Source organism: Streptomyces aurantiacus, assembly GCF_027107535.1.
Taxonomy (GTDB): domain Bacteria; phylum Actinomycetota; class Actinomycetes; order Streptomycetales; family Streptomycetaceae; genus Streptomyces.
On sequence record NZ_CP114283.1, the window covers coordinates 8072311 to 8096935 of the forward strand.

Here is a 24625-nt window from a genome sequence, read left to right on the forward strand (position 1 = left end):
GTTGCTCCCCGTGGAGGTAGACATTGCCACGTCGGCCGCGAGGCACATCCGTCGCGGCTGCTCGATGCAGGAGCGAAGCAGCTATAGCGCGAAGTCAGAGAAGAATCCTAGGGCCGGGTTATCGAACGTACCGATTACCAAGCCGCGGTCGAGGAAACGGTTGAACTCCTCGCAGCTCGTCTCAGGCAGCAGTGCGCAGCCATGACAGGCGGCCAAGTTGCACGAGTCGGGGCCTTGCCCCTTCTCCCCCGCATCCATACACACCGGATCCGTCGAGCACCAGCGTGCATCGCTCAAGGCGGACGCAAAGACGGCTCGCAGGTGCTCCTGCCGGGCCATCCGGACAAGGCCTCCCATGGTGCCCTCAGAGTCGCCAGCCGCGGTATAGATCAGCAGACCGGACATGTCACGCCCGCTCTGTTGCGAGACGTAGAGACGCTCTCGCAGTGACGCTGAGCTGTAACCGCTGGTGAATACGAGCTCGTTGATCAGGAGGTGTCCGAGCGTGTGCAGCATGACGAACCCTGCGCTGAGGTCTCGGAGGCGTCCGCCCCGGTCCGTGATCACTTGCGAGTGGCGGTTCGCAATCATGCCGGCGCGCGCCTGGACTTCATCCCGAGCCTCCCACCTCGCGAGCCGGTCGGGGGCGAGTTCCAAGTAGATGCCCTCGCCCTTCACCACATACGCGGGCAGCCAGTCCCTGTCCGGCGGCAACGGGCGGCGCCGGAGCATGGCCTTGCCTACCGGCAGCTTGAGCTCGCTGTCGCGTCCCCGCGTGAAGCCCCGCAGGGCCCGCGTCTCCTGGAGGACGGTCACGCTTCTTACCCGGCCGATGTGTGAACGCAGATCCGCGTGGATGCCGGGGTTGGTCGCGCGCAGGGCGTCGTCATCGGGGGTCTCGCGGATCCTCCTGAACTCGGGGTAGCGCCAGATGTCGTCACTCGTCAGATCGTCCGAGCCGTCTCCCCCGCCCTGGCCGTCGGCTCCGATGCCGTGCAGGTCGCGGTACATGGCGAGAAGTTGCTCGTCGCTGTATGAGTCGAAGAGCTCGGGCGCCAGTCGCTTGCGGAGCATCGCGGGGGTCGCGTCGGCACCCGCGAACGAGTGGACGACCTCCATGACCACACCGACGTCAGCCCGCTTAAGGAGCTCCCGCATGACGTCGGTTACGACGCCCTCTTGCTGTGGAAGGAAGATCGATGACTCGACCCGCGGGAAGTAGACGTTGCCGGCAGCTCGGAGGGCACCACGGACGGACTTGTCGCACGGACCGTCCACCTCATGGAGCCACGGACGGGCCCCCGAGCAGCGGTAGGGGTCGCTGCGTCCGGCTAGGTCCTCGGTGAGGGCGGTGCTTTCCAGGCCGTCGTCGCCGCGGCGGCCGCCCATCGTGATGCCCTGCAAGGTGCGGGACGCCCCACACCCCAACCGTTCGTCACGCTGGCCCTTGTTGTCATAGCCGCAGCGGACGACCTGTCCTTCAAGCCCTCCGCCGCCGGTCGAGAACAGCCGCAGCACGCCAGTGCACGCCGGATTCTTCGACCGGTGCACCCACTTGTCGAATGGGAAGTCGTCGAGGTGTCCGTCCTCGCAGATGGCCACGAACGGCACCTGCGACATGCGCGGACCACTGCCACGACGCCCCTCGTGGACACGATCCTCGCAGCGAACGACGTCCTGGAAGCTCAGCGTCGTCCGCTTGAGCTGCTTGCAGTACATGCAAAAGCACCAGCGGGGGAACCGCAGAACGGGAACCGTCAGCTTGACGTTGCGATGGTCTTTGTCGCTCCCGACCGGCCGGAAGTCCGGTGGTAGCCGGAACCCGGCCACCTTGAGACGAGCTTCAAGGCGCCAGTCGTGGACGACGAATTCCTCCAGCGCGAGGTTTGGGTCGTCCTTCGGGTACCAGTGGTCAAGACCGGCCGTGATCACCGACGTGCCGTCGACGAGCACGCTCATCGCACCCACGCCGAACGGCGCCACAAGCTGCGCCCGCCGGATGCTTCCGCTACTCATGCCTCACTGTCCTCCTATGCCAGGTCATCCACGACGTACGCCCGCGTGATCTCCAGTCGGCACTCCGCGTCAACGCTGCGCATGCTCATGGGTGTGTCCCAGGTGATCGTCTTGTTGTCGGGATCGGCGAGCTCACCGGCCGGGCGCATCAGGCCCTGCTTGGGGTCACCATCAAAGAACGTGCTCGCGGCCCACGCCGTCCGCTCACCCAGCCCCCACTGACGAGCCCGCTCCGCGGCCCAGTAGTCAAACATGGGGACCTCCTCGGGGTCGACAAGCTCTGCACGCTGGCGCAGGAGCGCGACCGCTGCGTCGTATGCGGCCTTTGGGAAGGGATACGGCTCGAGGTCGGGCTCACGCTGCCGCATGCGGGAGATCACCGCGGCGTGGAGCGCACGCTTCAGCACAGGCTCGGCAAACGGCGTGACGGACGTCGGTTCGACCTGGGCATACAACTGCTGGTGATACGTTCGAAACCGCTCGTAGTGGCTTCGGTCGCGCGGCTTCGCAGCGCCGTAGATCGTAATGACGAGGCCAGGCGCTCGCGTATCGCGGCCGACGCGGCCGCTGACCTGGATGTACTGTGCGGTCGTCTTCGGCTGACCCACGATCGTCATGAGGCCGAGGCGGGACACGTCGACACCGACCTCGATGATGTTGGATGCGAGACAGATGTCGATGCAGCCCGGCGAGGGGAGCTTCTCCTGCAGCTGCTCGATCGCCTTGGGGATCTCGTCGCTACGCCGACGCGACGTCAGTTCCATCGAATTGCGGGGCCAGCGCGGCGTGATGCCGTCACGACGCTGCAAGCCGACGAGATAGTCAGGCACGTCGGACTCCAGCAGCGAAACAGTGTTGCCTAGCTCTCGCAGGCTGTTCAGAAAGTTGAGGTTCGTCCAATAACCGTCGCGATCGGCCTCGTCCGGGATCTGCGGTCCCGCCTGAAGCGTCGCGGCGGCGACGCGGACCTGCACGGTCTGTGTCGAGCCGAGCGAGGCGCTCATGACCCCCAGGTACCTCCGGCCGGGGGCGAGCGTTCCATCCTCCAGCGTCGCGGGCTCAGCGAAGAACGAATGCCCCTCGGTCAACCCGTGCGGCGGGAACAGCGCCACTTCGGTGCGACCGAACAGTCCCTTGATCTGGTCCTCATAGCGCCGGACGGTCGCGGTCGACGCAATGATCTTCGCCTGGATCGGCTCCCCTCCAGAACGATCGGTAGCAAGGTCGTCGATCACCGGCTCATAAAGGCCGACCATGGACCCGAGCGGGCCAGAGATTAGGTGAAGCTCGTCCTGGATGATGAGGCCCGGAGGCGAGTACAGACGCTCACCATCCTCGCCGAACCCGAACAGGTTGCGGGCCTTGGGCCGCCACGCCATGGTCGCGAACTTGTCGACAGTGCCGATCACGATCGACGGCCTTGCTTCATAGATGTCGTCGTCGACCACATGCACCGGCAGCCCCTCGCGTCCGCCGAAGCGGCAAAGCTCGTCGATGCACTTGAACACAAAGCGATTGCCTGACCATACGTACCCCGGCGTGTCCTGCCCCTTCTTGGCACGCCGGACCGGTCCCATCTTTGTGCCGCACCACGGGCACTTGAGGAGCAGGAACGGGTTCGGCGCGTTGGAATCCGAACGCAGCTTCTTAAGGCTCCGTTCGGCCGCCTTCCACGAGTTCGGCGTGGAGTCGCCACCGAGCCAGACGCCGATGCCGAACGGCGCCTTGCCGAGCTCTTCTTTGTTCTCAAGGCGCATGTCCTCAAGAACGCAGATCAGGGACGACGCCCGAAGAAACTGCTGGGCGGTCAGGAGCCGAAGGGTATAACGCATCAGAGTGTCGGTCCCGGCGTCGGCCGAGTTGCGCAGACGGCGGGCGATGAGCGAGATCGCCGAAGCACCCAGGTAAGCCTCGGTCTTTCCGCCACCGGTCGGAAAGAAGATCAGATCGACGACGGACCGCTTCGCATGCGTCGGATCGACGAGCTCTGGCAGGCTCGCAAGCACAAACGCGATCTGGAAAGCACGCCACCGACCGTCACGGGCCCCGGGCACGGCGTCCGGATGCACGCCGACAGGACGATAGACGCCCTGCTCATCTCTGACGACCTCGCGGGTGTCAAGGCGGGAACGGACTTGCTGATAAAGCATCGCGAAGTTGGCGAGCTGGAATGCGCGCGCCGCCAGAGGGTCGTGCAGAACGAGCTGCCAGCCCTCGTCCATCCGCTTGAGCGCCTCGCGGCAGAGCCGCATGTGCCGCAATGCCGCCGGCTGGATCCGCTCATCAAGATCGCGGATCGAGGCCTCCCGCCCTTCAATCCATTCGCGGTACAGCCTGAGCACCTTCTCGACCTGGGCATCGCCTGCAGGGGTCTGCTCCGCGAGCTCGGCCATGCTCACGCTGACTGGGGTACGGCTTCCGTCCTGATGCACCTCGTAGACGTCGGGCGTCAGGCTCGCGACTTCGTACGCGGGCATGGCGTCCGCCTCGACCCAGGTCACGGGCTGGGATTCCTCCCAAGCTGCGGCGCAGCCGTGGCCGATCGCGTACGTGAGACGCTCGCGGTAGAGCAGCGCAATCGACTCCTCTTCCTCGTCACTATCGGGTTGTTCGACGTCCGGGTAGGGCTCGATCTGGAGACCTCCCTGTGCGGTTGCCTTGAACCCCATCTGGAAGAAGGCGCTGCCCGGACCCGTGCCGGGCACCTCGTTGATCACGGCAAGGGTGATGAGTCGGAGGTCCGCATCAGGCTCGCCCGGCACCATCCGGCTGAAAACGCTGAGCGTCGGTACCTTGGCGGGAGCAATCTTTGGCTCGCTCACCGACGGTACTGTCGGCACAACCTTGATCTTGTGCACCTCATTCAGGAGCGTGGCGCCGGATACTGTCGCGTCGAGCTCGAACGGTCGGCGCACCCACCAGTCGAGATCCGACACACCGGGGATGGTCACAACGACCCGGTCGTAGTACGCGCCGGTCACCCGCACACCGAGCGAGCCGTCCGACGGCACCCTGACCTTGAACGAGATCGCCATCGCCGAGGGCTTCCGCCGGTTGGCATCGGAAAGGTCAAAGTCGTCCGAGTCAACCTCATCCCGGGAGGCGTGCCCCATCACTTCGACCGGCGGCTGGTCGAGGTTTTCCTCGCTCTGGGGAGCGCCGTCGATCACGACTGTGTGCTCGTCGATGGCCGTGCCCCCGGCGCTCCCGCCGCTGTAGAGGACACCCACGCCGTACCGCCGTAGCGGGTCTGAGCGTGTCAGCACCTCCTCTAGGGTGTCGCGGTCATGGAACTGCCCGTTGCCCTCCTCCTTGGTCGCAAAAATGTACTTGGGCCCTGAGCAGTCAATCGGGGCGCCCAGCGAGTGCTGCCCCGGTTCCGGTCCGAACAACTCTCGGCGTACTGCGGCCTCTACGATGCCGCGCGCTCCCTCACCGGTCACCGCTCGCCCTCCATAACCGCGCGTAGTGTGTCAGCCTCAATAACTCCGTACAGCCGGTCGGTCGCCCTGGTAAGCCCGACGTACATGACCGCCTCGAAGTTGGGCACGAGCTTCCGGTCGAGATCCGTGACCACGACCGCCGACGCCTCAAGTCCCTTGAACGCCTGGATGGTGGCGTACTGCACTTCGCCCTTTCTCCGCGCCGGACCGGTCGCCGGTTGCAGGATCTGCCGGAGCCACTGATCGGTCGTGGACGCCGCGACTGACCCTTCCGCCAGCGGGCTGAGCACGAAGATCTCGTGCAGCTGGTAGTGGTCATCCCGGAGCCGCCGGATCGCCTCCAGCAGCAGCGGCGTCTGGTCACTCCCGGCCTCGTACTTCAACCATCCGGGATTCATCCCGTCGTCACCGCGGCGGAACTTCCTGTAGCCAGGCTCGAGGCCACTGAACATGTTGACGCTGTAACCGATGCGTGGCAGATTGCGGCAGTTCATGGTCAGCCGACAGATCGGCAGGCGTGGCATCCTCGCGCGAAGTAGTTCCCGGCCCGCGCCATCGTCGTAGATCACCTGCCGCTCGAAATCACCGAACAGCAGCACACGCCCCGACCGGAGCCCCCCTTTGACCATCAGGTCGAGCACATCGAGATACGGCTCGCTGAGGATGTCTTGCACCTCGTCGATCACGAGGAAGTCCGCCGCCGCGTCGTCGCCCATCGCGACGATGCTCTCCATCGCTCGTTCCGGCAGCTCTTCGGTCCAGAACTCGGCCGGTGGATCGGCGGGCGGCTTCACCCCAGTGACCGCCAGCAGCTGGCGATGCAGGGTACCGACTTTCAGGCCCGGGTCCTCGGGCATATCGGCCGTTAGGCGCCTACCGAGCAGACGGTTGAAGCAGAGCAAACGGCCCTGATGCCCTTGGGCGAGCTCACGCCGTGCCGCCTCCATGGCCAGGAGAGTCTTGCCGGACCCGGCCGGCCCGGTGAAGAGCACCGCATGGTTGTCGGCCATCGAGTCGAGGGCCTCGTATTGCTCTTCGACGAAGTGGACGAGCTGGTCCTGGCGGGCGTGCCTGAGATCGCCGGCGACCACCCCCACCTCGAACTGGGGCCTCAGCAGGAACGCGACCCGTCGGGCCGTCGCCTCGTCGGGGCCGACCCCGCCGTACGCGACATGGGTGGTCTTATCGAGGTGCGCGGTGCCTGCCTTGATCGTGCGCAGGACCGCAGCAGCGACGCCGTTCTTGAGGTCCTCGGAATCGAGCACCTGCCAGTCGTGCCACTCGGGCGACTCGGGAAGCATCGTCCGCGCGCGCACGGCGGTGAACCAGGCGGCGCTGAGCACCGGGGTCGAGCTGAGGTTGACCTTCTTCTTCAATAGGTACTTGCGCAGGCTGTGCATGGCGTCGCTCGCCTGCTTGAACGGACCTCGCGCAGTCGGGGCGTCGTTGCCGAGCTTCCACAGTCCGTCTCGATAGTCGACCGTAAGGTGCGACTTCACTTCGATGACCAGAACCCCGAGATCTGGCACGACGACGATGAAATCGGCCTCTCCCTCGGGCTTCTTCACATGCTCGGCAATCGCGAGCGAGTGCAGCACGATCCAGTCGTCGGTAGCGTCGCTCTCGGCGAGTGCCTTGTGCAGCGCCTGCTCCCCTGGCGGCGTCCTCGTCGGGAAGTACGAAGGAATCATTCGAGCCATTTGCCGCTCCGATCGGAGAAGGGGGCCCGCACGTGCGGCCGCGGCACGATCTCTGTGTAGGGGGAACGCGCCTGCACGCGTGCGACCACCATGCTCCGGAATCCCTCGCGCTCGATCTCCAGGCTCATATGGCCATCACGTTCGAGGGCCGCCAGGCCAGCCCGGCTCACCGCGTCCTCCAGTTCTTCGCGCAGATCCGCGCTCGCCCGGTAAACCGCGCGGCGCAGCGCCATCGCGTTCTGATGCGAGGGCTCTACAGCCAGTCCCAGCCACTCAAGCAAGAGGACCAGGTCACGCTCATGCTTCGGGCTGATGAGTGTCGGCTCGGTCCACGCCCGGACACGCGCCGCCGACCTGACGCCCCGCGCTCGCAGCTCTGCGATGCTCGCGACCGCGCCCTTGCTCGCGAGCCGTGCCTCCAAAGCCGCCTTCCATCCGCACTGCGTCGCCTTGATGGCCTCGGCCTGCGATCCCATGAGATGTAGCGCGGCCTCATACATGGCGCCGCGTTCCGTCTCTCCATTGCGCAGCACTAGGTACGTTCCCGGCACGACATCCCCGACGGCGGCGTACGTCACCCGTTCGCCCGCCGGCTGACGCGGATCGAGCGTTCGAATCCGGTCGCCATCATCCAGCCAGATAGCAAGATTTCCGGCTAGCAGCACCTTCCACGCCTCGGCTTCGTCTAGTGCAGGCTCACGGTCACCAGAAGTGCGCCCGCGCCACATCGGCTGCGGGTAGTAGGTCTCCTCAAGCGGCTCATCGTTGGAGACAAACGATTCTGGCTCGCTGAGATCGCCGACAGCCCGTTCCCTGACCTTGGCCTTCATCGCGCCGTCAGCCTGGTCGGCGAATCGCGACGTTGGAATCGCTCGGTGACCGAACCATGCCGGCATGAGGAAGGTCAGCTCGTCCGTCGCTGGTGCCGTCACCAACGACGGCGGAAAGAAGAACGGCGGCCCAACTACATACAGCTGCTCGATGCGCTCGTCCACTGCACCAAGCTCGCCGGGCAGCAAAACGGGGACAGCGAGCGAGGCGAGCCACTCCTGCATTCCAGCCCGGGCCCGATGGCTGCTGGCCACGACGGCGCAGATGGACGGATCTGCCTCCTCGATCGAGCGCCGGAGCTCGGCGCCGACTGGCGAATCGGTCTGACACACGTCCTGGGCGGCTGCCGCGATCTCTTCTAGGAGCACCTCGTCTGCCACTGCACCACGCAGTACGCGAGCCTCGCGGACGACCGCGTCGCCGGCCTCGGTGATCGCCGGATGGAATCCGCGCGGCTGCGGCTGCGTCATACGGCGCCAGCGCAGTGCGTTCGCTGCGTTCAGCAGGTCGCCCCACACGTGGCTATCGTTTTCGCTGACGGTACGGGCGAGGCGGCGAGCCGCAGCATTGAGCCGCGCACCTGCCGGATCGCCTACAACGAAGATCTCAACGCCGTGCTTCATGACTTCGGCGCACGTCTTGTACCGCCTGATGACGGCGTGTGCCCTGCTCATGGCGCCACCGTGAACGCGAGCGCCTCGACGCCGACGGGCGGCAGCCAATGCAGCTCATCCTTCATACTGATCGGTCGGCTGTTGGAACTCCGGGCCTCCATGATTGTCTCCGCTGCGGACTCATCCGCAACCGACCGATCGATCACGCAGACAACGATCGGCGCAGGGATGCCGTTGAGGTGTTTGATCGCACCATAGCCGTCGAGGATGGCGGCTTGGAGTTGCTCAACGAGGTGCGGTGCATCTGCCAATGCAGGGGCGGACACCACCGGAGTCGACCACGTCGCCGCCCCGTTCACGACCGGCAGCACGTAGTTCGAGAGTGGGCACGGCGCATCCGTCGTATCCGAGGCATTGCCGATGCACGCAGCCAGGTCATCCAGCAGCCATTTCTTGGTGCCGATGAGGACGAGGTCCGACGGCGGAGCGGCCATCCGCTGGGCCCACGAGGCCGACGCGCCGACATGCTGTGCCAGGAAGCCTGGTGTCGGCAGCGTTGAGTGCGACGACTCCACCGGACCGTCGAGCTCGCTGACCGCTTCGTACCGGGCGACCGGCAACAGCTTGTCGGCTACGAGGACCCGCCCATCTTTGGCGTCGCCCTGGAGCCACGCGAACACGCCTGTGTTGATCCGGTTGCTCGTCACCCCGCGGAGGTACGTCGCCCGGGTCGACGCCCGGAAGACCTCGATCGGGTCCGCGAGTTCGGGCGCCGGGCTCGACAGCATCCAGCCACTGGCGATGAGCGCAGCCGCATAGTCGCGCTGCGGGACCGAGACGGCGACGACCAGTTGCCGTCCATCAAGCTTCGTTGTGAACCGCCGGAGCCTCGCGCCAAGCACGATGAACGGTCCGATCCACGGAGCCCATTCGACCGCTTGGTCAGGACCGTCCGCCAGGCCGAGCCTGACTGGCGAGCGTCCCTCCGTCACCGTGGCTGGCTCCCTCCGGCCGAGGACTCTTACTTGAGGTTCAATCGGATACTAGAGCCAGGTACCGACACATAGCTCAAAGATCGGGAATTCCAGGTGTCTCGGAGACAGGTAGCGCGGCGCGGCAGGGGCTGTGCGCAAGTCCCCTGGCCGGCCACACTCAGCCCACGGGTTGACACCCCTTCCGCGTGGGTGGCGAGTGAGATCACCCCGTGAGCGATCAAGCTCCAGCGTATCCGCAGGTCAGCGCCGGAATGCCTTCACGAAGCCGCGTGCCCTCCGGAGCCGTGTGCGCAGGTTCGAATCCTGCCGGGGGCACCGGAAATTTAGGCCCTGACCAGCGGAAACGCCGGTCAGGGCCTTTCTTTTGCATGTCAAAACACACAGCCTACTTGACCGTGACCACTCGACCCCTCATAGCCTTGATCAGGGGTTTTCCATGGCCGATCGGATGAAATCCCAATTGTCCGATCCCGCGAAATTAATTCCTGCGGGACAAATGTGAGTCAGAAAGCCGCACGGTGGATCCGTCATCCTCAAGAGGCCGCTTTGACCTGCATGTTTACCAAGCGGGACAGCGAAAGGGACACGGAGAAACAGGCCGTTGCACTTTCCCGGACCAGATTCGACACGGTCCCGCGAAGGCGTTCGCGCCCGCCCGACAGCGGTGTGCCCCCATGTCCGACTCACGCGAGGGAACAATGATTCCTATCAGCGTCGATCATTGGGACGCCCCCTGAGTTCCGTCGTACGCCCAAACCCAGATTCGTGCTCACGTCGGACCAGCACCGCGACGGCTGACTCTGCCAGCTCCACCCAACCAAGGGAGGATGCAAGGTAGGATAGGTAGCATGAGTGAGCCTACCGGCAAGTACTCGATCACCATGCCGCGCGACATCGCCGAAGCCGCCAAGGCCCGCAGTGGTCCCTCCGGATTGTCCGCTTACGTCGCCGCAGCTGTCGCCCGCCAGATCGAGCGGGACAACCTCAACGAGCTCATCACGGTGGCGGAGGCCGAACACGGCCCCATCAGCGACGAAGAGGTTCAGGCTCTGCGCGACCAACTCCACCAAGCCCGAGAGCAGCAGACCCAAGGCGGGGCGAACGCCGCGTGACCCCCTCCCCCGCCGCCCCCGGCGGCACCCTGGTCCTCGACAGCGAAGGGCTGGCCAAGGCCGTCCTGCGCGACCGCACGGTCACCGGCTGGCTCGCCCTCGCCCGCGCCGACGACCTACGGGTGATCACTTCCGCAGCCACCCTCGTGGAAGTGATCCACCCACGGATCAATCGACCAGCCCTGGAATGGACCCTGTCCCGCCTCGTCATCGAACCGGTCACCGAGCCCATCGCCCGCCACGCCGCCGCCCTCCTCGCCGACGCCAGCCTGCACGGCCACAAGTACGCCATCGACGCCATGCTCAGCGCCACGGCGCTGGCCGCCCCCGGACCCGTCACCGTCCTCACCTCTGACCCCGAGGACCTCGCCACGCTCTGCCGCGGGCGCGTCACCGTCATCAAGGTCTGACGGCACGCCGTCCGCCCGATCAGTCACGAGGCCCGCGCCTACATGCAGCCAGGCCAGCTTCTGTCCATCGGCTCCCGGAAGCCGGAAACTCGGCATGGGCACCCGCCCCCAGCCATCAGGACGAAAACCTGTGGGCCCTGCCCGCGCACCCCGGAACGCCTTCCCGCTCGATTGAACGGCGCGCCATACACCTCCCGCACTTACCCGAGGGGGTCGCGGCCTCCCACACGGCGGGACTGGCGGGCAGCAGACGGAAATTACACATAAGACGGTGAAACGGGGTATTACCTTTTCACGGGACATGCGCGGGACAGCGAGCCAGACAACCTGCCAGGCAAGCATCTGAACTGCGAAAACACCTGGGAAGCCGACGTCCTCCGGAGCCGTGTGCGCAGGTTCGAATCCTGCCGGGGGCACCTTGTATGAGGTGCCCAGAGACCCCGCCATCAGCGCTTTAGCTGAGGACGGGGTCTTGGCGTATGTACAGGCGTGTGCCGTCTGGAGCGGCCATACATCGGGGTCCGTGGACGAGGCGTGGACGGGATGGGAGCTGGGGCGAGTGGTGGCGCAGGTAGCGCAGGCTCAGCGCGAGCCCGGCGTGAGCGGGTCCGGCTGGCGGCCACCGAGCTGATCGAGGCCGGGGCCAGTGACCGGGAGGCGGCCTGGCGCTTCAGGGTGACGCGGATGTCGGCGAACCGCTGGCGGCGGGCGTTGGCTTCGGGTGGCCGGCAGGCTCTGGTCTCCAAGGGTCCCGGTGGCGCTCGCCGCAAGCTCGACGCGGATCAACTGCGTGTGCTGGAGACGGTGTTGGATGCGGGCCGGCCGCCTCCGACTGGCCCGACCAGTGCTGGACTCTGGCCCGGCTCGCCGAGATCGTGCGTCGCCGGTTCGAGGTCGACTACACCCTGGCCGGGCTGGACTTGCTGCTGCACCGCATCGGCTGGAGCGTGCAGGTCCCGGCCCGCAGGGCCACCGTAGCGCGACGAGGCGAAGATCGCCGCCTAGAAGGACGAGCAGTGGCCCGTCATAAGGAGAGGGCGGCGGACCTGGGCGCCCGGCTCTGCTTCGAGGACGAAGCCGACCAGGGCCTGAGGCCGCCCAAGGGCCGCACCTGGGGCAGCACCGGCTACACACCCGTCGCGAAGGTCACCGCCGCAGGCACCCAACGCGTCTCGATGGCCGCGCTGATCTGCACCAGGTCCGGCCACCAACCTCGGCTGATCTACCGGATCCACCTCGACCGCGGCCCCGCAAAAGGCCGGCGCAAGGGCTTCACCGAGGCCGATCACGCCCGCCTTTCAAGCCTGAGCGAGCACAAGGCGTTGCTCCGCAGGGGGAAGCGGGATGCGAGGCCGCCCGTCTTCTGGCTCCGACTCGGCGGGCGCCTTCCGGCCGCTCGTCCCTCGGCCGCCGCCGCCCGACCGTCACTCGGTCGCTGTCCGACCGTCCGTCCGGAGCCCGGGCGGGTGGGGCGGATGCGGTGGTGGCGCGGCAGTCATGGCAGGTGCGTGGCCCCTTGGGCACCGCGACGGGCCTTCATGATCCGCAGAGTGCAAAATTTACCCTGCGCAATGATTGCCTTGTGCGTCTCGTACGTACTCCTGGGGACGGGCCGTTCATCTCAGGAGGCAGCATGGGTATCTCGCAGCGCACGGCAGGAACCGTATTCGTGGTCGGTGGGCTGGTGGTGACCCTTGCCGCGCTTGCGTATCCGGCCCTGGTCGGCGTGGAGAAGACGGCGACCGACCAGGAACGGATCATCGCCAACACCCAGTACGGGCCGTTGACCGAGGCCGACCGGGACTTCGTGATCAAGGTTCGTGCGGCCGGGTTGTGGGAGCATCCGCTCGGTCTGATGGCCATGGAGCGGGGGACGACCCCGGAGATGAAGGAGGCCGGGGAGCACCTGGTCGCGGGGCACTCCGGGCTCGACGAGCTGTGCCGCAAGATCGCTCCTGAGCTGGGCATCACGCTGCCCAACCAGGCCAGTCCGCAGCAGCAGCAGTTCGTGGCGACCGTGGACGGGAACACCGGCAAGCAGTTCGACACCACCGCCGTGAACATCATGCGCGTGACGCACGGGCAGATCTTCCCGACCATCGCCAAGATCCGCGCGAGCACCCAGAACACCATGATCCGGCAGTTGGCCGACCTGGCCAACGACACCGTCCTCGACCACATCACGGTGTTGGAGAAGACCGACCTGGTCAACTACGACCAGGTCAACTTCCAGCAGACCACACCGCCGAAGCTCCCCAAGGTCGAGATGACCCCGCCCCCGCCGCAGCCGGGCTCGCCCGTCCTCGTCCTCAACGAGCCGCCCGGGCTGGACGTCAACACGACCTCCCCGACGCCCAGCCCGAGCGCCGGGTGATCCACGCAGCCACCGGCAGGGTCGGGGAACCGGGAGCAGGGAACCGGAGGAGGTCCGGAGGGGGACTCAGGCGTCGTGCGTCGTTGTCGCGTCTCCCCAGCCCAGGGGGTGCGGCTCCGCGTCGTACACGGCCGGGACCGGGGGCTCTCCGCCCGCCTCGTTGAAGGCCGTCAGCGCCTCGACGATCGCCGTCCGTTGTGTCGGGGTGAGCCGTTCGACGATCGTGGCGATCTCGGTGCGCCGGCGGGCGGTGACGTCCTCGACGGTGCGCCGCCCCTCCTCCGTGAGCTGGAGAAGGGTCTCGCGGCGGTTGCCGGGGTTGGTCTGCCGGTCGGCGAGACCGGCGGCGATGAGGCGGTCGACCATGCGCATGGCCGTGGACGGCGCGACCTGGAGCAGGTCGGCGAGGGTGACCAGCTTGGTGGCGCCACGCGTGGACAGGACGACCAGCATCCGGACCTGCGGCAGTGTCACCCGCTCCTCGACCTCGGCGAGCGAGCGGGCCGAGACCGCCACGAGCACGCGTGACGCGGTCAGCACCGCGCGGGTCACCGCGTCCACGTCGTCGACATCGGCGGCAGCGGCCTGCGCGCGCTCCTGCGCGGGCCCGCCCGGGTCCTCGTGCGCCTGCGCGCGTGCGGCCGTGCCGACAGCAGCGTCCGTGTTCTCGGCGCGCGACTCGTTCTCGGCGTTCGGCTCCTCCATGGCATCGGCATCGGCGTTGGTATTGGTGTCGGCATCGACATCTGTTTCGACGTCGGTCATGGGTCCGACAGGGGTCTCGCTCTCCGGCATGTGTCCTTTCTATCTCGCCGAAGTGCCTGCCCACTCACCTGATCCGCACAGATTTTCCTTGTCCATGACCCGGGTGCGCGATCAGCGTCCCGGCGCGGGGCCCGTACTCCTGCGCACGATCAGCTCGACCGGCACCACCCGGTCCACCGCCGGTTCCGGCGGGCCGTCCAGCTGGGACAGGAGCAGCCGCAGGGAGCGGGTGCCGATTTCGGGGAAGTCGGTGCGGACCGTCGTCAGCGGGGGAAGCAGGTGCGCGGCCTCGGGGATGTCGTCGTAACCGACGACGCTGACGTCGTCGGGGACATGGCGGCCGGCCTCGTTGAGGGCGCGCAGCACGCCCAGGGCCATCTGGTCGTTGGAGGCGAAGATCGCGGTGACGTCGGGGCGGCCGGCCAGCTGGCGGCCGAGTTCGTAGCCCGAGTCGGCGCTCCAGTCACCGACGAGGGGCTCCGGAATCTCGGCTCCCGCGGCTCGCAGCGTGGCCCGCCATGCCTCCACCCTGCGGTCCGCCGACAGCCAGCCCGTGGGGCCCGCGATGTGCCAGACCGTCGCGTGGCCGAGAGCCAGCAGGTGTTCCGTGGCTTTGCGGGCGCCGGCCCTGTTGTCCGCGGTGACGAACGACGCGTCCTTGCCCAGGTCGTTCTCCAGGACCATCAGCGGGGTGTCGAGCTGCGCCTCCGCCAGCGCCCTGCCCACCCAGCGCTGCGGGGCGATGGCGATCACGCCGTCCGCGCCCTCGGCGGACAGCGTGTCCACGGCCCGTACGACGGTGGCCCGGTCGGCCGTGTCGAGCGCGATGGAGCTCACCAGGTAACCGGCGTCCTGGGCCGCGGTGTTGATCGCGGTCAGGATGGAGGCGGGGCCGAAGCGGGCCGCGTCGAAGGAGATCACGCCGAGCATGCGGGTCCGGCCGCTGGCCAGGGAGCGTGCGCTGCGGCTGGGGCGGTAGCCGAGCGTGCGCATGGCGGTCCGCACCGCCTCGCGGGTCTCGGGGCGGACGGCCGGGTTGTCGTTCAGTACGCGGGAGACCGTCTGCTTGGAGACACCGGCCAGCCGCGCCACGTCGTCCATCACCGGGCGCGCTCCCGCGAAGTTGCGTCGGCTGCGGCCCTTGGGGAGGTCCTTGGGAGGAGTTCCTTGGGGCGGCGCGCCGTCACCGGCACTTCGGGTCATGACGGGTGATGTCCTTCGGGTTCGTCCTCGGCGGTCGGGCCCCGCCCGGCTGGCCCACAGGATAGGCCGCCGGGCGGGAGGACGGCGTGGCGCGCTCAGCCCGCCCCGACCACGCACGTGCGGGTCCGCACCCACTCGACGTGCCCGACGGACGCCGCGGCCGCACCTACGTCGGCACCGGTCGCCTCCGCTGCGGCGTCGGCACCCGTCGCCTCCGCGGCCACGTACACCCGGGCGCCCGCCGCCCGGGGCAGCACCTTCAGCCGCAGCCCCTCCCCGCGGAGAGCGAACGCCGGGAGCCGGTCCAGGGCGATGTCCCAGACCCGGCCCGAGTGGAACTGGTCCGCCACGAGCCTGTCGTCCACGTACGCCCGTGCCACGTCCCCGGTCCAGTGGACGCGCAGGAGGGTTCCGGTCAGGGGCAGTCCGTCCGGGACGGTGATGGCGTACTCGGCGGCGGCCGTGTCGTAGTACTTGTCGGCGGGGGCGCTCGCCCGGCCCTGGACGCCGGTCACGGGTTCGGGTGGCGGGCCCGCGTCCCGGACCCGCAGCGCCTCCCCGGCCCCCGTGAACCCCAGGTCCTGGTCGTCGCCCGGCACGGTGTACCTCGTGAACACCCCGTCCGCCGCCTCCCGCACGACCGCCAGATCCCACACGTCCGCCGTCTCCGGCCGCGCATTCTGTGCCTTTCGCATCCCGGCCCCCTTCACCACCGGAGGCCGTCGCGGTGCGGGCAGCACGGCGAACGACGGCTCGTCGGCGGCCGAGGTGTGGATCCGGACCTCGCCCCGCCCCTGATCGGCGTGCTCGTCGAAGACGACGCCCGCGTCGCACAGCACCAGCCGTTCGGCTCCCCACGCGAGACCCCGGTAGGCGGTACGGGCCGTCGTGGCGTCCAGGACGAGGAGGCCGACCCGGGTGCCGTCCGCCGTGTCCACCTCGACCAGGGCGTCGGTGCCGGGGCGCAGCCCCGTGACCAGGACGCGGTCGTCGAGCGTGGCGCATTCCCCGGAGGGCGTGCTCACCGACGTCACCGTGCGTGTGTCCAGGGCGAGTTCGACCGGGATGCCGTCCGTGGCCGCCAGCATCAGGACCGTACGGCCGTCGTCGTCGACCGTGCACACGGGCTGGGCGGTGGCCCAGTCCAGGCGCAGTCCGCCGACGTCGAGGCGGAGCGGCCAGCAGAAGTACGCGCCGGCCGGGACCGTGACCGGTGTGCTCGGGAACGTGAGAGCGGGCGCCCCGGGGAAGTCGACCGTGAACGAGGTGTCCGGGTGGGGCGGCAGCTGCTCGTGCGGCTGGTGGTTGTTGACGAAGAGGAAGCCCGAGGTCTCCGCGCCCCGCACCGCCCAGCGCAGGGTGTCCCGGTCGTCCTGGCCCGTCGGCCGCCGCTCGGGCAGGGAGGACCCCATCGGCGCGAGGTGATGTCCGAAGTCCGCCAGCAGCAGGTGCTGGAGCCGGAGTTCGTCGTACGAGGGCCGGTACTGGCCGTACTCCCCCAGCGGGGCCTGGAAATCGTACGTGAGGACGGGGAGGTCGTTGGGGTAGCCGGTCGCGTGGGACTCCTGGAGGGTCGTCCGCTCGCCCGGCGGGTTCGTACCGCCGTGGAACATGTAGTAGCCCTGCCACACGGAACCGCAGCCGATCTTCGTGAGGCCGAGGGCGCCGACATCGGCCGCGTCGACGCGCGGGCGGCGGTGGTAGGACACGGCCATGCCGCCGCCCAGCTCGCAGGTGGCCCAGGGGAAGCGGTCCGTGAGGGCGGCCGGGTCGCCGCCGCGTACCGTCGTCGGGCGCAGGTCGGCGCCGATGCCCTCGTCGTCGCGCTGGTGGGTGAAGAAGAAGTGCTTGCGGCAGGTGTCGGGCCAGCCGCCGTCCGCCTCCGTCCAGAAGGTCTCGGGGTAGCCGCCGTAGAGCGGGAGCAGTTCGTCGGGCGGCAGCCGCACCCCGCCCCAGGCCGTCGACGTCCAGAGCGGGGCGCTCAGGCCGGCCTCCTGGGCCATGCGCTTCAGCGTGAGCAGGTGGCCGGGCTGGTCGTAGAGCTCGTTCTCGATCTGGATGGCGACGATCGGGCCGCCGTGGGCGCGGTCGAGGCCGCGTAACTGCCCGGCGATCGCCTCGTACCACGTGCGTACGGGTGCCAGGTAGGCCGGATCGTCGGTGCGCGGGACGCAGTCGCGGGCGAGCAGCCAGTCGGGGAGGCCGCCGTTGCGTGTCTCCGCGTGGGACCAGGGGCCGATGCGCGGGACGAAGTCCAGGCCGTGCCGCGCACAGAGTTCGGCGAAGCGCCGCAGGGCGCGGTCGCCGTCGAAGCGGATCCGTCCCTCGGTCTCCTCGTGGTGGATCCAGATGACGTAGCTCGCGACGGCGGTCACCCCGCCCGCCTTCATCTTCAGGAGCTCCTCCTCCCATTCCCCGGCCGGGTAGCGGCTGTAGTGGAACTCGCCGGAGACCGGGAACCACGGGCGGCCGCCCCTGGTGAGGAAACGGCTGGTGACCCCGATCGGGTCGGGGACGCCGGGGGCGTCGGCGAAGGGGAGGTGGCCGGTGAGCGGGGGTGCGGCGGGAGCGGACACCCGCAGGCGCAGGGGCATCAGGGTTTCACCGGGCCGAGGTCGGGGGTGTCGGTGAGCTGCACGCGCGGCCCGGTCGTGGCCTGCAGTTCCAGGAGGACCAGCTCGTTGGTGCCGCGGCGCAGGACGGGCGCCGGGACGTACAGCGTGCGCTGCGGGCCGCGGTTCCAGTAGCGGCCGAGGTGGAAGCCGTTGATCCAGGCCTGGCCCTTGGTCCAGCCGGGCAGGGACAGGAAGGTGTCGGCGGGCACCCGGACCTCGAAGGTGCCGTGGTGGAAGGCGGGTCCGGCGTCCGCGGGCGCGCCTTCCTCCGGGGACGCCGCCGGGGCGAAGGGCACGGAGCCCACGTTGTCCAGGGACAGCGGATGGCAGTCCCAGCCCTGCAGGGGCGTGCCCTCGAAGGTGACCGGGCCGAGCAGGCCCTTGGGGGCGCCGATGCGGGGTCCGTAGTTGACGCCGCCCATGTTCTCGACGAGCACGTCCAGCGTGGCGCCGGCCCGTGGGACGCGGACGGGCAGGGCCTCCTCGTGGCGTTCGCGTTCGAGTACGCCGACGGGGGCGCCGTCGACGAAGACCTGGGCACGGTCGCCGACGCCGCCCGCGAAGTGCAGCACACCGTCGCCGGGCGCCGGGACCGTCGTGCGGTACAGGACGTAGCCCGCCCGCAGGCCCAGCTCCTCCATCGTCACCGGGTCGGCGTCGACACGTACCGGCTTGGCCAGGACGTTCGCATGCGCCAGCAGCGGGGCGCGGCGGTCCAGCTCGACGGGCGTGTGCGGGAGTTTGGAGGCGGGTGCCGGGGCGGGCTCGTCGGGGACCGGGGCGTGGCGGGAGATGACCTCACGGAAGGCGTGGTACTTGGGGCCGGGGTCGCCGCTCTCGGTGAGCGCGGCGTCGTAGTCGTACGACGTCACGATCGGCTCGTACGCGTGGTCGTGGTTGGCGCCGTTGGTGAAGGCGAAGTTGGTGCCGCCGTGGAACATGTAGATGTTGACCGAGGCGCCCGCCGAGAGCAGCCGGTCGAGGTCGGCGGCGGCGTCGGCCGCGTCACGCACGTGGTGCGGCTCGCCCCAGTGGTCGAACCAGCCGATCCAGAACTCCGAGCACATCAGGGGCCCTTCGGGCTGATGGGCGCGCAACTGCTCCAGGGACTGGGCGACCTTGCTGCCGAAGGTGCCGGTGGTGAGGACACCGGGCAGGCTGCCGGCCGCCAGGTGCTCGGGGTTGGCCTGGTCGCAGGTGAAGAGGAGTTCCTCGACGCCCCGGGTGCGCAGGGACCGGGCGAGGTGTTCGAGGTACGCGGTGTCGGTGCCGTACGCCCCGTACTCGTTCTCCACCTGTACGGCGATCACCGGGCCGCCCGACTCGGCCATGTGCGGCAGGAGCGGGGGCAGCAGCAGGTCGAGGTAGCGGTCGAGGGCGTCCGTGAAGCGGGGGTCGCTGGTGCGCAGCCGGATGTCGGTGTCCGTGGTGAGCCAGGAGGGCAGACCGCCGCCGTCCCACTCGGCGCAGATGTACGGGCCGGGCCGCAGGAGGACGTGCAGGCCCTCGGAGCGGGCGAGGCTCAGATAGCGCGGCAGGTCGAGGAAGCCGTCGAGGACGAGCGTGCCGGGCTCGGGCTGGTGGAGGTTCCACGGGACGTACGTCTCCACCGTGTTGAGGCCCATCAGACGGGCCTTGCGGAGCCGGTCGGACCACTGGTCGGGATGGATGCGGAAGTAGTGCATCGCTCCGGAGATGATCCGGAAGGGCTCTCCGTGGAGCTGGAAACCGTCGGAGGACGTCGTCAGGGCTGACATGGGATGCTGCTTCCCTTCGGCTCGGATATGGGGTCGGTGGTGCGGTGGGTCAGTGGTCCGTGGCCGTGCGCGTGGCGCGGACCAGCCAGAGCGTGGCCGCCAGGCACAGCGCGGAGACCGCGCACAGCAGGAGCGGGACGGCGCGGACCCCGGACCACTCGATGGCCTTGCCGAGCGCCGGACCCGCGACGACGCCGCCGGCCATGGACGCGGCGATGACCACCGCGCCCGCCCTGCGGGCCCTCGGGGCGGCCCTGTTGAGCCAGGGCAGCCCGGTGGGGAAGATCGGCGCGATGAACAGGCCGACACCCGCGTACGCGTAGGGGGCGAGTCCCGGCACGGTGGCCAGCAGCAGGCAGACCGTCATGCCCGCGCACGAGACGGTGATGATCGACTGGGCGGAGTGGCGCAGGGCGATGGGGGCCACGAGGAAGCGGCCGACGGTCATCATCAGCCAGTACACGGAGGTGGCGGTGGCGGCGACCCCGGCCCCGTAACCGACCGTCTCCAGGTGCGTGGGCTCCCAGCCGCCGACGCCCGCCTCGATACCCACGTGCAGGACGTACAGCGTGACGAACATGGCGAGCACCGACCCCAGACTGCGGCCGAGGACCGAGGTGCTGCCGGTGTCCGCGTCCGCCGCCTCGCCCGGCTGGGGCGCCCGGTCGCGTACACCCTTCAGGCACAGCAGCAGCGGCAGGTTGACTGCGGCGAAGACGAGGAAGACGGCCGGGTAGTGGTCGGAGCCGACCGCGCCGATCACGGCCGGGCCGAGGATCGCGCCCACGCCGAAGTGCGCGTTCAGGATGTTGAGCATGGCGGTCGAGCGACGGCCGAAGCCGACGGCGAACAGCTGGTTGAGCCCGTAGTCGATACCGCCGAAGCCGAGTCCGGCGAGCAGGGCCGCGGCCAGGCCGACGGGCCAGTTCGGCGCCAGCGCGAAGCCCGCCGCGCCGACGGCCATCAGCAGGTACGAGGCGCCGAGGATCTGCCGGTTGCCGCGCCGGCCGTACAGCCGGTCGAAGAGCAGCACCCCGGCGACACCGCCGACGAAGTGCGCGCTCAGGCCCAGTCCGGCGGCCGAGGGTGACAGCCCGAACTCCTCGCGGAAGGCGGGGATCGCGGGTCCGTAGAGGGCCTGCAGTGCACCGATGAGAACGAACCCGACGCACGACGCGACGACGGCAGCCCTGCTGAACACGGGAGTTCCCGGGGCCGTTCGGGCATGCTTCGAGAGGCTCGCGACCGGCTGCGCGGTCGACGGGTCTGTCACGTGGTCACTCACGCGGACTCCAGTGGACGGCCCACGATCCCGCGGGCGACGAGCCGCCCGGGGCATCGGCGGCAGCGCTACGAGAACCATGATGTTACCGGTAACTCGAAGTCGTCAAGATCCCCGCACCAGGTCGGTGGAGGGTCCGGACGGGGGCGCCCCGGGCGCGCGGATCCGGAGCCGCTGGGGGCGGGGTACGTCCAGCCCTGACCGGCGGTTTCGGCGCTGCCACCGGTGCGGGTGGAGTGCGTACGGCGATGGCGGCGGGGCGGAACGGCGCGTGGGCGCCCCGGCCGAGTGGCCGCCGCGACCACCTCGGCGCGCCGCCGCTCGGCACGGACCGGCGGTCACCGGCTCTCACCCGGGAGCACGGCCCAAGAAGAAGAGGGCGCGTGCGGGACCGGGCGGGACCCGGCCGCCGACTTGCCGGTACGCGTAGGGAACTTGCCGACGTGCGCAGCGGGCCTTTCGCGGCCTCGTTGGCGCGCACTGCCGCCGCGTAACGTCACTCGCCGTATCGGCGTTCGCACGGTTCGAGTTCGGGTACCGGGAGGCTCCCATGTCAGAGCAGGGCTCCATCGTCATCGACCCGTCCGGTCGCGACATCCACGGCGAGGCGGCGCGGATACGCGGGCGCGGCCCGGTGACACGCGTGGAGCTCCCCGGCGGCGTGGAGGCCTGGGCGGTCAGCAGTACGGAGTTACTGAAGAAGCTGCTCACCGACCCGCGGGTGTCGAAGGACCCGCGGCGGCACTGGCCGCTGTGGATCAACGGGGAGATCTCCCCCGAGTGGCCGCTGTTCACCTGGGTCGCCGTGCAGAACATGTTCACGGCGTACGGCGGGGAGCACAAACGGCTGCGGACCCTCGTGGCGAAGGCGTTCACCGCCCGCCGGACGGCCGCGCTGCAGCCGCGCGTCGAGGAGATCACCAAGCAACTCCTCGACCGCATCGACGAGGCCGGACGCCGGAGCGGGGTCGTCGACCTGCGCGAGGAGTTCTGCTACCCGCTGCCGATCCAGGTCATCAGCGACCTGTTCGGGCTGCCCGAGGAGCAGGGCGCGGAGCTGCGGGCCGTGGTGGACGGCGTCTTCAACACCGCCGCCACGCCGGAGGAGGTCACGGACATCTACACGAGGCTGTACGCGGCCCTCGGCGAACTCGTCGCCGCCAAGCGGGAGTCACCGGGTGACGACCTCACCTCCGGGCTGATCGCCGCGCGTGACGACGAGGACGGCACCCGGCTGAGCGAGCAGGAACTGCTCGACACGCTGGTGCTGATGATCAGCGCGGGTCACGAGACCACGGTCAACCTCATCGACAACGCCATCCATGCCCTGCTCACCCATCCCGAGCAGCTCGCGCATGTCCGCGCGGGCCGCGCCACCTGGGACGACGTGATCGAGGAGACGCTGCGGGTCCGGGCGCCGGTCGCCAGCCTGCCGCTGCGGTACGCCGTCGAGGACCTGGCGATGGGCGAACTGGGCGGGCCGCAGGGGGTGGTGATCGGCAAGGGTGAGGCGATTCTCGCCGCGTACGCCGCCGCCGGGCGCAGCCCCGAGGACCACGGGGCCGACGCCGACCGGTTCGACGTCACGCGGCTCGGCAAGGAGCATCTGGCGTTCGGGCACGGGGTGCACTTCTGTCTCGGCGCTCCGTTGGGGCGGATGGAGGCGCGGGTTGCGCTGCCGGCGCTTTTCGAGCGGTTTCCCGGGATGCAACTCGCCGTCTCTGACGCCGAGTTGAGTCCGGTGGCGTCGTTCATCTCGAACGGGCACCGTGCGCTTCCCGTGCGGCTGAATGTGACCGGCTGACGGCGTCCGCCGCATGTCCGGTGCGGGTCGGTGGGGTTGGCCGCGCGGTTCCCCGCGCCCCTGAAGAGGCGCCGCCCCCGTCAAGGGGGCGACACCGGCCGTCCTCGGCCGCCCGCCGTCGTGGGTTGCTCGCGAAGTTCCCCGCGCCCCTTACGGGGCGAACCCCCCGCCCACCCAGGGGCGCGGGGGAACTGCGCGCCCGACCGCACACGACCCGCACCCGCCCTCACCCCCGGCGCCCCGCCCTCGCTCTACTCCCCGCGCCACCAGGCCTTCAGCCGTGCCCAACCGCCCGTCGGGCGCACCGGCACCGGTCCCGTCGGGTCGGGCCCGGCGCCGGCGGGCAGTACAGGCCGGCGCACGGCGTCCACCCGCTGCTCCTCCCCGCTGACCGGCGCCGCCGGAAACCGCACCGGCAGTGCGGCGAGCGCCCGGTGGAACGGCCCCGGCCGCCACTCCAGCTCGTCCACCGGCACCGCGAGCCGCACGTCCGGCAGCCGGTCGAGCAGCTTCTCGACCGCCACTGCGGCGATCAGCCGGGCCGGGCTCTGCGCCGGACAGTTGTGCGGGCCGGCGCTCCACGCCAGGTGGGCCCGGTTCCCGGCCCGCTGGTCGTTCGTCAACGCCGGGTCGGTGTTCGCGGCGGCGAGACTGACGACCACGGGATCGCCCTCGCGCAGCAGCGTGCCCTCGTAGACGACGTCCCGGACCGGGTAGTGCACCGCGTAGTTGGCCATCGGCGGGTCGGTCCACAGGACCTCGTCGAGGGCGTCCTCGACGGGCAGGCTGCCGCCGCCGAGGCTGCCCGCGAACCGGTCGTCGGACAGCAGCAGCCGCAGGCTGTTCGCGATCAGGTTCTGCTGGGGCTCGGTGCCCGCGCCCATCAGGACGACGAGCTCGTGGATCATCTCCTCGTCGGTGAGGGCTGCGGGGTGGGCCATGAGCCACGACGTCATGTCCTGCCCCGGCCGCGCGCGCTTCAACGCGACGAGGTCGAGCAGGGTCACCGTGAGCAGCTCGTTGGCCTTCTCCGCGTCCACGCCGTCGAAGATCCCGGACATGCCCTCGACGAGCCGCTCGCCGAGGTCGGTCGGGCAGCCGAAGAGGCGGTTGAACACGAGCAGCGGCAGCACCTGGGCGTACTCGGCCAGCAGGTCCGCCCGGCCGCGCGGGGCGATCAGGTCGATGAGCGTGTCGGCGCTGCGTTCGACGTATCCGCGCAGGGTGCTGGGCTCGACGCCGGCCAGGCTGTCGGTGATGGCGCCGCGCAGCCTGCGGTGCTCCTCGCCGTCGGTGAACAGCGCGTTGGGCCGGTACATCATCATCGGCACGACGGGGCTGTCCGGCGCGACGGTGCCCTCGGCGAGGTCGCGCCAGCGGCGGGGGTCCTTGGAGAAGGTCTCGGGGCTCCGCAGGACGTGCAGCGCGGCCTCGTACCCGGTGACGAGGGTGGCCCGGACGCCGGGCGCGAGCTCGACGGGCGCGGTGCTGCCGTGCGCCCGCAGCTCGTCGTAGAGGGCACCGGGGTCGGCGGCGAACTCGGGTCCGTGCATGGGGTGGTGGTACGGACAGCCCTCGGGCGGAGCGGCGTCGGAACCGGCAGGAGCCGAACCGACGGGGGCCGAACCGGCAGGAGCCGAACCGGCGGAGGCAGATCCGGCAGGAGCCGAACCGACGGAGGCAGATCCGGCGGCCGATGCTTCG

At 69.3% G+C, this 24625-nt stretch carries 15 protein-coding genes, 1 tRNA gene and 1 pseudogene; 6 read left to right on the plus strand and 11 right to left on the minus strand.

Features of this window, described 5'->3' with window-relative positions:
- Positions 1 to 81: 81 nt before the first annotated feature.
- From drmB to O1Q96_RS37615, 5 genes are read right to left on the minus strand one after another with little or no spacing between them, the layout of a single operon-like run.
- The gene (drmB, locus tag O1Q96_RS37595) at positions 82 to 2016 is read right to left on the minus strand and encodes a DUF1998 domain-containing protein (RefSeq protein ID WP_269252373.1); all 1935 of its coding nucleotides are present in this window, start codon (positions 2014 to 2016) and stop codon (positions 82 to 84) included.
- A gap of 14 nt (positions 2017 to 2030) precedes the next feature.
- Positions 2031 to 5459 (minus strand): helicase-related protein, encoded by a 3429-nt coding sequence (locus O1Q96_RS37600; protein ID WP_269252374.1) that lies wholly within the window; start codon positions 5457 to 5459, stop codon positions 2031 to 2033.
- Complete coding sequence (locus O1Q96_RS37605) at positions 5456 to 7159, minus strand: nuclease-related domain-containing DEAD/DEAH box helicase (RefSeq protein ID WP_269252375.1); 1704 nt, start codon at positions 7157 to 7159, stop codon at positions 5456 to 5458. The genes O1Q96_RS37600 and O1Q96_RS37605 overlap by 4 nt, the downstream gene beginning before the upstream one ends.
- The gene (locus tag O1Q96_RS37610) at positions 7147 to 8664 is read right to left on the minus strand and encodes a hypothetical protein (RefSeq protein WP_269252376.1); all 1518 of its coding nucleotides are present in this window, start codon (positions 8662 to 8664) and stop codon (positions 7147 to 7149) included. The genes O1Q96_RS37605 and O1Q96_RS37610 overlap by 13 nt, the downstream gene beginning before the upstream one ends.
- Positions 8661 to 9596: a hypothetical protein gene (locus O1Q96_RS37615; RefSeq protein WP_269252377.1), complete on the minus strand. Its 936-nt coding sequence runs from the start codon at positions 9594 to 9596 to the stop codon at positions 8661 to 8663. Before O1Q96_RS37615 ends, O1Q96_RS37610 begins: the two co-directional genes overlap by 4 nt.
- 851 nt (positions 9597 to 10447) lie before the next feature.
- On the opposite strand from O1Q96_RS37615, the gene O1Q96_RS37620 reads away from it, so the two are divergent.
- From O1Q96_RS37620 to O1Q96_RS37640, 5 genes and pseudogenes are all read left to right on the plus strand, one after another.
- Positions 10448 to 10711, plus strand: coding sequence for a CopG family transcriptional regulator (locus O1Q96_RS37620; protein ID WP_269252378.1), 264 nt, complete (start codon positions 10448 to 10450; stop codon positions 10709 to 10711).
- Positions 10708 to 11121, plus strand: coding sequence for a PIN domain-containing protein (locus O1Q96_RS37625; protein WP_269252379.1), 414 nt, complete (start codon positions 10708 to 10710; stop codon positions 11119 to 11121). Before O1Q96_RS37620 ends, O1Q96_RS37625 begins: the two co-directional genes overlap by 4 nt.
- A 329-nt stretch (positions 11122 to 11450) precedes the next feature.
- Positions 11451 to 11537, plus strand: a tRNA-Arg gene (locus O1Q96_RS37630).
- Between the two features lie 127 nt (positions 11538 to 11664).
- Positions 11665 to 12419, plus strand: a pseudogene (locus tag O1Q96_RS44705) (winged helix-turn-helix domain-containing protein); the annotation flags it as partial.
- Positions 12420 to 12754: 335 nt separating this feature from the next.
- Complete coding sequence (locus O1Q96_RS37640) at positions 12755 to 13495, plus strand: DUF4142 domain-containing protein (RefSeq protein ID WP_269252381.1); 741 nt, start codon at positions 12755 to 12757, stop codon at positions 13493 to 13495.
- A gap of 66 nt (positions 13496 to 13561) precedes the next feature.
- Here O1Q96_RS37640 and O1Q96_RS37645 read toward each other — a convergent pair whose 3' ends face one another.
- From O1Q96_RS37645 to O1Q96_RS37665, 5 genes are all read right to left on the minus strand, one after another.
- A complete protein-coding gene (locus tag O1Q96_RS37645) occupies positions 13562 to 14200 on the minus strand; it encodes a MarR family winged helix-turn-helix transcriptional regulator (protein ID WP_419587089.1) in 639 nt (212 codons plus the stop codon).
- 171 nt (positions 14201 to 14371) lie between these two features.
- Complete coding sequence (locus O1Q96_RS37650) at positions 14372 to 15463, minus strand: LacI family DNA-binding transcriptional regulator (RefSeq protein WP_269252382.1); 1092 nt, start codon at positions 15461 to 15463, stop codon at positions 14372 to 14374.
- Positions 15464 to 15558: 95 nt separating this feature from the next.
- Positions 15559 to 18057 carry a beta-galactosidase gene (locus tag O1Q96_RS37655; RefSeq protein WP_269252383.1) on the minus strand — a complete coding sequence of 833 codons (2499 nt, stop codon included), beginning with the start codon at positions 18055 to 18057 and terminating at the stop codon, positions 15559 to 15561.
- On the minus strand, positions 18057 to 19835 hold the full coding sequence (locus O1Q96_RS37660; protein WP_269252384.1) for a glycoside hydrolase family 35 protein: 1779 nt from the start codon (positions 19833 to 19835) through the stop codon (positions 18057 to 18059). The genes O1Q96_RS37655 and O1Q96_RS37660 overlap by 1 nt, the downstream gene beginning before the upstream one ends.
- Positions 19836 to 19884: 49 nt before the next feature.
- Positions 19885 to 21036 (minus strand): MFS transporter, encoded by a 1152-nt coding sequence (locus tag O1Q96_RS37665; protein ID WP_269252385.1) that lies wholly within the window; start codon positions 21034 to 21036, stop codon positions 19885 to 19887.
- Positions 21037 to 21667: 631 nt separating this feature from the next.
- Between O1Q96_RS37665 and O1Q96_RS37670 the strand changes: the two genes are divergently transcribed.
- The gene (locus O1Q96_RS37670; protein WP_269252386.1) at positions 21668 to 22921 is read left to right on the plus strand and encodes a cytochrome P450 family protein; all 1254 of its coding nucleotides are present in this window, start codon (positions 21668 to 21670) and stop codon (positions 22919 to 22921) included.
- Positions 22922 to 23172: 251 nt separating this feature from the next.
- Here O1Q96_RS37670 and O1Q96_RS37675 read toward each other — a convergent pair whose 3' ends face one another.
- A complete protein-coding gene (locus O1Q96_RS37675; RefSeq protein WP_269252387.1) occupies positions 23173 to 24474 on the minus strand; it encodes a cytochrome P450 in 1302 nt (433 codons plus the stop codon).
- Between the last annotated feature and the right edge of the window lie 151 nt (positions 24475 to 24625).